General features: G+C 34.4%; 7 protein-coding genes. 4 read left to right on the forward strand and 3 right to left on the reverse strand.

Annotated features, from left to right (window positions below; translation table 11 throughout):
* Positions 1 to 15 precede the first annotated feature (15 nt).
* Together AC3DU7_RS11735 and AC3DU7_RS11740 are read right to left on the reverse strand one after the other, a co-directional pair.
* Positions 16 to 627, reverse strand: a complete 612-nt coding sequence (locus AC3DU7_RS11735) for an ATP-binding protein (protein WP_488039530.1) — start codon at positions 625 to 627, stop codon at positions 16 to 18.
* Between the two features lie 340 nt (positions 628 to 967).
* Positions 968 to 2,590, reverse strand: a complete 1,623-nt coding sequence (locus AC3DU7_RS11740) for a hypothetical protein (protein ID WP_488039531.1) — start codon at positions 2,588 to 2,590, stop codon at positions 968 to 970.
* Between the two features lie 899 nt (positions 2,591 to 3,489).
* On the opposite strand from AC3DU7_RS11740, the gene AC3DU7_RS11745 reads away from it, so the two are divergent.
* Positions 3,490 to 4,116, forward strand: coding sequence for a chorismate lyase (locus AC3DU7_RS11745; protein WP_488039532.1), 627 nt, complete (start codon positions 3,490 to 3,492; stop codon positions 4,114 to 4,116).
* Between the two features lie 1,188 nt (positions 4,117 to 5,304).
* Here the strand turns inward: AC3DU7_RS11745 and purF are convergent.
* Positions 5,305 to 6,786 (reverse strand): amidophosphoribosyltransferase, encoded by a 1,482-nt coding sequence (purF, locus tag AC3DU7_RS11750; RefSeq protein WP_488039533.1) that lies wholly within the window; start codon positions 6,784 to 6,786, stop codon positions 5,305 to 5,307.
* Between the two features lie 1,021 nt (positions 6,787 to 7,807).
* Between purF and AC3DU7_RS11755 the strand changes: the two genes are divergently transcribed.
* The 3 genes from AC3DU7_RS11755 to AC3DU7_RS11765 form a co-directional block, all read left to right on the forward strand.
* Positions 7,808 to 8,344, forward strand: a complete 537-nt coding sequence (locus AC3DU7_RS11755) for a cyclic nucleotide-binding domain-containing protein (protein ID WP_488039534.1) — start codon at positions 7,808 to 7,810, stop codon at positions 8,342 to 8,344.
* Between the two features lie 566 nt (positions 8,345 to 8,910).
* Positions 8,911 to 10,023, forward strand: coding sequence for a bifunctional diaminohydroxyphosphoribosylaminopyrimidine deaminase/5-amino-6-(5-phosphoribosylamino)uracil reductase RibD (gene ribD / locus AC3DU7_RS11760; protein ID WP_488039535.1), 1,113 nt, complete (start codon positions 8,911 to 8,913; stop codon positions 10,021 to 10,023).
* 708 nt (positions 10,024 to 10,731) lie between these two features.
* A partial coding sequence (locus AC3DU7_RS11765; RefSeq protein ID WP_488039536.1) for an AAA-like domain-containing protein occupies positions 10,732 to 12,324 on the forward strand: 1,593 nt, incomplete at its 3' end.

Genomic DNA, 12,324 nt, shown 5'->3' on the forward strand with positions numbered 1-12,324 from the left:
TTTTCCATATTCATTTTAAGAATAAAAACTTGACAAGTCTTGAACATCTAATCCCTCAACAATAATCATTGTTCCTTGATAATTAAATTGAGTAGTAAAAAAATCTTGATTTAATTTATTAAGTATATTTTTTGTTTGAGCTTTTGCTGTGGGAAAAAGTTCACTTAGACTATCCCAAGGTTGATGCTCAAACTGAGAAGAAATATCAAATAACTCATTAATATTTTTTTGTGGATTATCTATTGATATGTATCGCCACCAAAGTTCATCTGAACATTTAGTAATAATAGTAATTTTTTTAGATGCAAAACAAAGTTTAGAACCTTGACATTTATACCCTATAGACTCTCCTTGAATTTTTGTGGATTTTCCTATTGAGAAAAAATCTACATAAGGAGTAATACCATTAATTTCTTCTGTTTCACTTAAACCAATGCCATTATCAAAAAATATAAATCCTTTTTCTTGCAAAAGTGGGTATATTTTAATTTGAGAAGCATTGGCATCATAAGAATTAGAAATTAATTCACGAATAACTTCACACGGGTCTTTCCTATTAACAGATAGTTCAGAAAGAATATGATTATAAGAAATAACAGGATATTGTGGCTTTCTCGATTCTGACATATTCATTCAATTGGTTTGGTATTCTCAGAATACAATAGTCGAAGTATAAATCAAATAAAAGCGAAAAATTACGGTTATAGCGTCTAATTTGAATCATCATATTTATCAAACTAAACTGTCGGGGTTTACTAACCAAGTCACATATTGTCAAAAAAAACTCTGAATTATCAAGTATATTTTGTAGATATTAAATACAATTTCGAGAATTTAATAGAACTAAAATTTACTACCAAAGTGCCCTTCCTTAACTTTAGTAGTAATTATCAATTATTAATTGCTGATAGCTGACTACTAACTAAGAACAGAATGCTTACTTTTAATCAATAAAATATTATGGATTTTAACTATACAATTTAGTTTCCAATTCTTGCAAAATTTGCTTTCTATCCTGACTACCTTTGAACATTCCGAAAATGTCTAATTTCTGCTCTAATTTTCTTTCTCCACCATCGCCAATTACCCAACTAACTTGATTAATAGCATTCATTATTCCACTATAAGCAACCGCTCCAGAAAAATTTCCCTCCTCAGTAATTCCTAATTTAATTTTCTCCTGAATACTCATTTCTAAAGTTGAAGCGATCGCTACTAAACCCACGGCCCCAATTAAAGCTTCTCCTCCTTTTAATACTTTTACTCCTGCTAATACTCCAACACCACCACTAACTACTGCATCATCTGCTTCCTCGATTAACATTCCTTTCTGAATGGCAATATTCCCGAAACTATTGGTAGTTTTTGTTTTATTTTCTGCCTGTTTGACAAATTGTTGTACTTTCTTGAATTTGCTCAAAACTAAATAAAATTCTTCCCGGTCTAGCCTTTCTATTTCTATTTCAAAATATCTTTCTCTTAGAAGTTTATATACAATCTTGCATATTCTCGGAATTTCTGCCTGAATAATTATCGCGTCTAAACTTTCTGAAATTACATTATCTGCGACTTTTGCACCTTCTTTAATCTGTTGATATAACGATAAATACTTCCGACGCTGATTATCATTTATTTCTGAGCTATTGTAAATCAAATCTACAATTAACATATCTATTCTTAACCCAGTTGATGTCGCACTTGCCAATAAATATTTATCTTTCAGTTCAGAGGAGATTGTTGAATTAAAAATAATTGCATTTAATTGTTGAAAATCATCTAATTTAGGCAAAGGATCTCCTGCTTTAATATATTGATAAATACTCTTGATTTGATACTTTTTAACATCGCTTAAATTAGCAAACTCTAAAATTTCTTCCAAACTTTTATCAATACCTATCCACCGCGAATTTTCACTGGCAATAGTATAGCGTAAACCAATCAAGGAATCTATATTTGAAGAGTTAACAAAAAAATCTAATAGATTGAGTGCTGCTAAATCATAAACATATAAACCAGCATTAATTCTGTTATAAGCTTCTAAACATCTAGTCTTGCTCCTTTCATAAATTGATGCATGAACTACCAAATTATTCATCCGACGGTCTAGGTTTAATTCGGGATTATAAAAAGTATGTAAAACTAGAAAGGCATCATTTCCTTGTAAACCGCATTTTTTTAATCGTAAAGTAGAACCTTCACTACTATTCGGACGAATTCTCACGTTATAGCTTTTACCTGATTTGAGGGTTACTTTTTGAGTACCTCCCTGACTAGCAACCTGATAAGCAACAAAGATATGATATATTTCTTCTTGTTCTAAATCATTTTCTATTTCTGGTGATAATTCAGAATTAGTTTGCTGTGTTCCAAAAGCAGATTCTTTAACAGTTTCTCTAAAATATTTACCAATATTTGATGTCTTATTATTGATAATTTCTTCCATTTCTGAAGCTTTACTTTTAGCAGTTTCGGAAGCTTTTTCACCGATTGATTTTCCGGCTTTAGATACTTTTTTACCAATATTTTCTCCAACTATTGATGCCTTGTTAGTCATTGATTTCCATAAGGATGATGGTTGTTTTTTATTCATGATTTTGATTATTTATAGATTATATAGAATCCGGTTATACAGTATATGTTTATATGGTAAGCATTTCCTCCGGAATGCTGCCCAAACAGCCGTCAGACAGCCTCCTATGGTCGGAACTGTGGACTTCAGCTATTGCTTTTAGTTTACGAGTTTCAGTTAAAAAAAATCCAAGCTTTTAGGTCTTCATTAATGGATAATTGATAATGGATAATTGATAATTACCTCGGGTTTTAACCGCTACGGAATTGAATATAAGGAAATATTGTTTCTTCTCTTGGTCGATTGGATATGGCGAGGAGACCCGCTCTTATCAGAGCCGCTCCGCTGTTAGCGCAGCTTTGCGATAGCAAACGCCATCCCATCCTAACGGACTGCTCCGCAAACGACCGCTGTCTTGGTTGATTGGATATGGCGAGGGGACCTCGCCATCCCTCAACCGCTTTTTTTCCCCTTAAAAGGGGAGGCTTCAAGGCGCGAATTATTTAATTATTAATTAGTTAATTATTCGGTAATGGTTCAAAAAATTAGCATTTTAGGCCCATAGTTGCGCAGAATAACCCCTTGATTATTTTTCCTCCTACCTCCTCTATAATTCCCATTTCTCCTGTTCCACTCCTGGGAGGGGGAGGGGCGAGGGGTGGGTTGTCTCCTGTCTCCTACCCTTACCTATAAGACTTTTTCAACAAACCCGAATTAAATAGCCCTGATTTTGATGCTAGTGCAGGATGGCGGAAATAACTGACCAGTTACAAAATCGCGGGAACAATTACAAATCAATACTTTTAACTTTTAACTTTTGACTTTTAACTTTTGACTTCCGCGTAGCGACGCTAGTAGAAAGAATTGAGTCGGGACGCTATGATCGGAATAACTAAGTTAAGTTTTGTGAAGAAAAAAAAATGACTGCTATTTCACCCAAAATTCCTATTATACAACCCAAACCTTGGTACTCTCTAGATCCGTTATGGCAAGGAGGAGAAGAAGCAGTTCGCCAAGGTCTACCTCACTCTCAACTTTCACCTGCATGGCAAATATTACTACTTGGAGATGGCTCTCCCACTCGTCACTTACAACTTTTGACAACTGAACCTACAGAAGTTGATGTAATTGATATGTCTCCCATTGGCATGAATCTCGATAATGCCCCAGACTTAATCAATGCCGTACCTGGCCCTAGACTGCGACGGCAAGTATGGTTAAGAACAACTTCAGGACAAAGACTAGCTTACGCTGCTTCCTGGTGGGAAGCGAGTCATGTGGATGAGTATTTGCAAAATCGGTCTTTGCCTATCTGGGCTAGTTTAGCTCGTTTGCGGACTGAACTATATCGAGATGTCCAGGGAATTTATTATGGTCATTCTAGAGAATTAGAGTTAGCTTTTGGCCAGTCAGGACCATTTTGGGGACGACATTACCTATTTTGGCATCATGGCCAGCCACTAACATTAATTTATGAAGTATTTTCACCTTATCTAAGGAAATATTTAGGATCCACAAAGGTTACAGGTGTAGATACTCAAAAGTAATATAGTCATTCTGGTTTAGATTGAGACGAAGTTTTCTTACTGTGAAGGGGTTTTAGCTGAAAAAGTGTTCCATTCTTATTCAGAATGACTATAGTTGTTAACTTTTTGATTGCCATAAATATTACAGCGCTTTTCGGCATTGGTAAAATAAGGTATGAAATTTGGATTAAATAAAGATTGATAGTAAGGTAAAAAGCTATTTTAAATATTTGGCTACGAAAAATCATACCATCATTTACCAACGCCCGTTTTTCATTCAAAAGTGAAGAAGGAAGAAGGAAAAATAAGTAGGTAGGCACGAAAAAAACTAAGTATGTAACAAAAAGTTAAGTAGCTCTTAAACCTCTTCCCTTCTGCTTTCTACCTCTTGTCTTCATCTAACTACAAATTTTAACGCCTACCTACTGGCGTGACACATCTTAAATGGTGGATTACACAAGGGGTGTGGGGAGACAAGAAAGACAAGGTGGACAAAGGGAACAAGGGGGACAAGGTAGAAAAAACCTAATCCATAGTTTCAGCTGTGTCACGCCACTACTTATTGGGTTGTCTGATGTTTTAAGCTCTCGATCTTTCCGCACCCTTTCCTTTGACTGCTATAGGTAGACTACACAATTTTTTTTGGTTAGGGAGTAGGCAGTAGGATAATGCTTTAGGCCACTGTAGCCTATCTATATTGAAAGCCACTATCAGGATTGAAAAATTTTGGATGAATTGAGATGCACGAAATATTATTTATTGCTGCGTATTTCTGAAGTTTAGCTTTGACTCTGAGAATTATAGCAGTTTTCACTAACATTATAATTATAGTAAGTATTCAGTAATTAAGGTATCAGCAGTATAGAGCTACTATTATAATTAAGTAGGATGGTGTAAAAAACAAAAGTATCTAATGAAAAGTAAACTTGCCCAAAACTCTATTCCCTTCAGCATTCTGCCCTCTGCCCTCAGAATAGGTGCCTTGAAATAAAGATAATTTTCAACACCGACCTACTTAATTTTTGGCTTCTTGAGTGTTTTTAGTATTATTTTTTTACTGCATAATAGAATATATATTCAGTATTTATCCTCTGCTTTTCTATTCTCTGAACCATAAGTTAGACAGGCAGGCATAATATTACTTACTATCTATTTTGTTAACCCTAAAATTATACTTAAACGATACGCAAGAAGCTACATTTTATCATTCTAAACTTGGACAGTGTTTTCAAGCATAAGTTTAGAGCGCTTCAATTTTTCTGGTAAAGGAATAGGATATTCACCAGTAAAACACGCAGAACAAAAAGTATTAGGATCTTCATCTGTTGTTTTTAACATTCCCTGCCAACTCAAGTAAGCTAAAGAGTCAACACCTATTTGTTTGGCAATTTCTGCAACTGATTTTGTAGCTCCAATTAATTGCTCCTGGTTATCTGTATCAATGCCATAAAAACAGGGATGAGTAACCGGTGGAGAAGAAATTCTCATGTGAACTTCTGTTGCGCCAGAATCTCGCAAAGCTTTAACGATTTTTTTACTGGTGTTGCCACGTACAATGGAATCATCAACTATAATCACTCGCTTACCTTCTAATACATCTCTGAGAGGGTTAAGTTTCATTCGGATACCTGATTCTCTCATGTGTTGAGTGGGCTGAATAAAGGTACGGCCAACGTAGCGATTTTTAATTAATCCCTCTGCGTAAGGAATGCCTGATTCTTGAGAAAAACCTATCGCTGCTGGAATACCAGAATCAGGAACGCCTATGACCATATCTGCCTCTGCTAAAGATTCTCTCGCTAACTGGCGTCCTATTTTGAGTCTGTAGCTGTATAAACTACCACCTTCCATAATGCTGTCAGGGCGGGCAAAATAAATCATTTCAAAAATACATAGCTTCCTTTGTGGTTTCTGATTCCAGTGGAAGGAAGCCATACCTTCTTCTGTAATCCAAACTAATTCTCCAGGTTCAACATCTCGGAGATATTCTGCTCCAATAATATCTAAAGCACAGGTTTCTGAGGCGAGGACATATCTTTTTGGGTTGATATCTTCTAAAGTACCAATTACGAGGGGCCGTATACCGTGGGGGTCACGTACTCCCATTAGACCTTCTGGAGTACCAATGGTTAAACTGAAAGCTCCTTTACATAAATGAAAGGCACTAATAGCAGCTTCTAGCCAGCTTTTACCAGTTTTAACTTCTGTAGCGATCGCTAATGCAATCATTTCTGAATCTGTGGTGCTTTTAAAGTTACACTCACGGTTGATTAGTTCTTTTTTTAATGCTTGTGTATTGACAAGATTACCATTATGCGCTATCGCTAAGGGCCCAAGAGGAGTCTCAACAAGAGCAGGTTGAGCATTAATAATCTGGCTAGATCCTGTAGTGGAATAACGAGTATGACCAATTCCTATATTACCAGGCAACTGCTGTAAAATGGACTCATTAAATACTTGAGATACTAGCCCCATTCCTTTATGTATATAAACTTTATCATCTTGAAAAGTAGCTATTCCCGCAGACTCTTGACCCCGATGCTGTAATGCATACAAGCCAAAATATGTGAGTTTAGTTACATCTTCTTCTGGGGCATAAATTCCGAAAACACCACAAGCTTCTTCTGGTTTATCTACCTCAAGATAATTTTCTAAATGTTTCTCAGTAGTTGAAGGGTAGTTGTCAGTCATGGTTATATTTTAACTCCTTATCAGGATTATTAGCTTTTATAACTCTTTTCAAAGCGATCAATTATCTTGTCTATGGATAGACTAAGAAAAAGTTAAACTCATCTTAAACTATAGTAACTAACTTTGTGAAGTATTGTTAACTAAATAGTTAAAATATTAAGCTCATCGGGGCAATTGATAACTTATAAAGCTCTTAGATTTACAAAGTTACTAGGAATGGTGGTGGCATTCTACTGGAGCGTGGTAAAGCCAAAAAAGTTTTCCTAGTAGTTATTTAGTACTAATTGTTGACTAAAACAATTTTGCAAAAAGGTAAGAGAGAAGTAAGCATTCAGCTATTAGCATTTCCTACAGAATGCTCCGCAAGCAACAATTTAGATGTATGAATATATTCAAGCAATAACTGAGGTTAAGTGACAGCAAATTTGATTAATGCATTTTAATTATCCTTGGTGGATAATTCTCTTTTAGTATGATAATGAGTTAATAACACATAGCTAATGGCTGGCTGCTGAATACTTATAGGGATAAAAAACAAGAAAAATAATGATAGAGATGAGTTCAACAATTAATTATTAATTATTACCTCTTCTGTAATAGTAAATATTTGGCTAAAAAGATTTTTTTTCTTATCTTTGTCAATTGGATATGGCTAGGAAACCCGTTCTTGCAGACCAGCTCCACTAATGCTATCCCATCCTATGGTAAGCTCACTAACAACCGCTTTTTTCTCCTTTAAAGTAGAGGATTTATACCTTAATTTTTTGCTAAGAAATATGAATATCGGCTTTAAAGTAGAGGATTTATACCTTAATTTTTTGGTAAGAAATATGAATATCGGCCTTTTAGTAGGTATAAAGTTCCAAATTCCTTTTTATAGTATTATTTTTGATCGCTGGTATTAATGTTGGTAAAATCTGTATAGTAAGAATAAATCACCGTTTCAGGTTGAATGTATTATGTCCAGTTAAATACTTAAATTAAGTCATTTATAAATGATGTATTTTTCAAGAAATATCCTATGAGTAAAGTGTTAGCTATTTTAGGGGAATTAAGTAATCATGACATTGATTGGATGATTGCTAATGGTAGTAAGGAAAAGATTACTACTAACACCATATTAATCCATGAAGGTCAACCAATTGATGCTCTTTATATTGTACTTGATGGCACAATGAAAGCTTATGTAGCTGGTGTGGGAAATCAAGAAATAGGTATTATTACTTCTGGTGAAATTTTGGGAGAGATGTCTTTTGTAGATGGTCGATTACCATCTGCTACTGTAAAGGCGATAGAAAATACTTTAATTCTGTCTATCCCCAAACAAAAATTAAATGAAAAGTTAGAGCAAGACGTATTATTTTCTCTCAGATTTTATCGAGCAATTACTAAATTTTTATCGACTCGATTACGAGGTACTGTAACTCGCTTTAGCGAACATCAAGATTTGCTTTATCAAAATACTTATAGGAATGATAATACTGAAAAATCAGTAGACAATAGTGCAGCAGGAAAGTCTAGATTTGAAGCATTAATGGAGCGTCTTAAGAGTAGTTAAAGAAGCACCTCAGCGGTCAGCTTTTCCTGTGGAATGCTGCGCAAACAGCAATCAGCATATTTTTTTTGAGACACCCTAGTTTGTGGAGCATTAATTACTTTCTTTCTTTATTAAACATCTTCAAATAATAAAAAATAAAATTAATTATCCCACTCTTATTCATTAATTCTTTCTCCCTAATCCCTACTGGCGCGTCAAGCTTGAAATAGTGTTTTAGGAAAATTCTCCAAACCTTAGTCAGAGCAAGAATTATACTCAAAAATTTAATACACCATTTTCAGCTTGACGCGCTACTACTTTATACTCCCTTTTTTCTGGAAATGTCTATTTAGGGTTTGCTGAAAAAGTCTGATGGTGATAATAAGCAACAGGCAACAGTTTAGACTACCTGCTACAGCCAAATTTTCTGATGGTCAGGGGAAAAATATTAGCATTTTGAGACTAATTAAGCCAAAAACCTTGAACCCCCTCAGTAATATTTAACTTTGGAAGCCTTTACAGGTATTCATTACAATTTTATTCAGCAAGCCCTATTTAATTCGTACTTTGAAGTTAAAAATTTGAAGATGTCAGAATTAGATCGAAGTGAAAATCAACAAAAATTCGACCAGGTAATTATGGGTTATTGTCTAGAGCTGGCCCAACATGCTTTAGGTAAAACTGCCCCTAATCCCATGGTAGGTTGTGCGATCTCTCAAAATGGCCAAATTGTGGGAACAGGGTTTCATCCTGGTGCAGGTCATCCTCATGCAGAAGTTTTTGCTCTCAAGGAGGCAGGTGAAAAAGCAAAAGGAGCTACTGTCTATGTAAGTTTAGAACCATGTAATCACTATGGACGCACGCCACCTTGTACGGAAGCTTTAATTGCAGCAGGTGTGGCAAAGGTTGTGGTTGGAATGATCGATCCTAACCCTTTAGTTGCAGGTAGTGGTATTGCAAAATTACGAGAAGCTGGTATTCAAGTGGTGGTAGGAGTGTTAGAAGCTGAATGTCGTCAACTAAATGAAGCTTTTATTCATCGAATACTCCACCAAAAACCTTTTGGAATCTTGAAATATGCCATGACTCTTGATGGCAAAATTGCTACTACTACAGGTCATAGTGCATGGGTAACATCACCCGCAGCGCGGAGTGAAGTACATAAGTTACGGGTTGCTTGTGATGCTGTAATTATTGGAGGCAATACGGTGCGTCGAGATAATCCGCTTTTGACGAGTCGCAGCAGTCAAATTGATAATCCTTTGCGGGTGGTTATGAGTCGCGGTCTAGATTTACCGACAGAGGCTAATTTATGGGATGTTGATGAAGCTAATACTTTAGTGTTTACAGAAGTAGGGTCTAATCAAGAATTTCAGCAATATTTGAGGCAAAAGGGGGTTGAAGTAGTAGAAGTTTCATTATTGACTCCGGCAAAGGTGATGGAAAATCTCTACAATCGCGGATTTCTTTCGGTACTTTGGGAATGTGGGGGGACTTTGGCAGCAAGGGCGATCGCTGATGGTGTGGTGCAGAAAATATGGACTTTTATTGCTCCTAAAATTATTGGCGGGCAAGGAGCACCTTCACCTGTGGGAGATTTAGGATTAATTAAGATGACGGAAGCTATTGAGTTAGAAAATGTTAGTATTCGTGCTGTTGGTTGTGACTATTTATTGACAGGTTATATTTTGTTAGATTGAATACTAATAATTTGATGGCAGCAAGACAGGAGAAAAGAGTGGAAGGTAGAAAATAGTTTGCTCACTCATTACAGATTTTTATTAGACATCTCCAATAATAAAAAATAAAATCAATTATCGCACATAAATTATCAATTCTTTCCTACCTACTCTCTACTCTCTCTTTCCTGGAGATTTTTATGCAAAATGTTTGAATAATCGATATGAAAATATATAAATTATCAGCTTTCCGGTAGTAGTTAGTATTATTATGTATTTCTTAATAAAGAAAGATATTGAGCTAAATTGATAATTTAAACACCAAATAATATCATGTCCGGTAGCATCGTTTGTGTATAAAATTAAGGTAACAACAGGAGAAAACCTTCTGCCTTCCTTGCACCAAAGTCTAATTATTCAACCGGACATGATATAAGATAGTATTATCTTTACAAAAAATACAAATAAATTAGCATTAGACTTGGAAATATTAGAGGATATTCAGATAATTTAAGAGCTAACAAACAAGGGTAAAAATCACGAAATATTCATATATTTTTAAGTTTTTCACGATTCATTTCAACTGGCTATATCTGAATATAAATTAGAGCAGTTTTCAGGAAGATAGAATACTCAGTAAAAACTATAATTCTTGTAGATATTTTATATATAACTGTAGTCTAATGAAGCTAAAACTGCTATAAATGTATACATAATCTTTTAAATCTGATGACATATATTCCTCACTCAGAAAGTATAGGTCCCAGGCCAGATAGTCCAGGAACACCCATAGCACTTAACTCCAGATTTTATATCAAGCGATCGCCCTGTGAAGAACGTGTATATCAAGAAATTGCTACTCCAGGTAGTTTGATTAGGATTAGAGGGCCTAGACAAATGGGAAAAACTTCTTTCCTACTACGATTGATTAACTATACTAAAACTTTAGATTACCGAATCATAATTATAGATTTTTTAGAGACTGATGCAGCAGTTTTTGAGAGTACAGAAAGATTCTTACGTTGGTTTTGCATTAGTCTTACTAGACAGCTAAAATCGAATTATAATATAGATGATTATTGGGACCAAGATATAGGATATAAGGTCTGTTGTACGATTTTTTTTGAAGAATTATTACATGAAGTTGATACTCCTGTAGTTTTGATTTTTAAAGAAGTTAATTGCGTCTTTAAATATACTAAAATTACTCATGATTTTTTACCATTATTACGATTTTGGCATGAACAGGCTCGGATAGTAGAAATTTGGAAAAAACTGCGATTAGTATTAGTTCATGCTACTGAAATATATGTTTCATTAAGTGTGAATCAATCGCCATTTAATCTTGGGTTACCCATTAGATTATCTGAATTTACACCAGAGCAAGTTAAAGATTTTTCTCAACGTTATGGACTGAATTTACAAGAAAGACAAATACAAGAATTGATGAATTTAGTAGGTGGGCATCCCTATTTAGTACATCTAGCTTTAGATAATTTATATCATCACAATTTAACTTTTGAAGAATTATTAAGAGATGCTCCTACTCAAAGAGGAATTTATAGTGATTATTTACGCAGTTTATGGATGGTATTACAAAAACAACCAAACCTCGCAGCTATATTTACACAACTAATTACGGAGCCAACGAATATTCAATTGGAACCGATGATTACTTACCAACTAGAAAATTTAGGATTAGTCAAAGTAGATGGAAATATTTGTGTTCCTGGCTGTAAGTTATATTCTCTCTATTTTCAAGGACAAAAATTAGGAGAGACAAGCGATCTAACTGTGGCAGAAAAAACAAAAAATCAAGACGATCAGTATCCACAAGTTTTTACAAATATTAATTCTGTAAAAATCAGTAATTATAGTTTTTTTAGCTTCTTCACTAAGATTGAATGGGATAATATAGTCGCCGAAAACTATCCTATTGCTTTGATTTTAGGTGAAATAGATAATTATACAGTTTATAAAAATCAATATGGAACTAAATTTAATCATAATTGCTTACAAATTATATCAAAAAAAATTTCTCTAATTTTACAGGATATTAACAACGTATATTTCAACAATGAAAACGAAAAAATTATAATTATTTTGCTGAAAATAGATGGCATAAAAGCAATAGAAATTTCTGAAATAATTATTCGGGAAATCAAAGAACTAACTTTATCTCCTGACAGAGATATGTTGACTAATTTACCTAATTCTATAGTAACTATGAGTATGGGAATTGCTTGTACAATTCCTAGCGAAAATGAACCGAGTAGTCTGTTTTTAGCAGCAGAAGAAGCCTTATTTGAATCTCAAGAACAA

It is taken from the genome of Okeania sp. (assembly GCF_983059655.1).

What these genes read in the sequence shown, in the direction of transcription:
- AC3DU7_RS11740 (WP_488039531.1), bottom strand. Translation starts at nt 2,590, where the DNA reads ATGAATAAAAAACAACCATCATCCTTATGGAAATCAATGACTAACAAG.
- AC3DU7_RS11755 (WP_488039534.1), top strand. Translation starts at nt 7,808, where the DNA reads ATGAGTAAAGTGTTAGCTATTTTAGGGGAATTAAGTAATCATGACATT.
- ribD (WP_488039535.1), top strand. Translation starts at nt 8,911, where the DNA reads ATGTCAGAATTAGATCGAAGTGAAAATCAACAAAAATTCGACCAGGTA.
- AC3DU7_RS11735 (WP_488039530.1), bottom strand. Translation starts at nt 627, where the DNA reads ATGTCAGAATCGAGAAAGCCACAATATCCTGTTATTTCTTATAATCAT.
- AC3DU7_RS11745 (WP_488039532.1), top strand. Translation starts at nt 3,490, where the DNA reads ATGACTGCTATTTCACCCAAAATTCCTATTATACAACCCAAACCTTGG.
- purF (WP_488039533.1), bottom strand. Translation starts at nt 6,786, where the DNA reads ATGACTGACAACTACCCTTCAACTACTGAGAAACATTTAGAAAATTAT.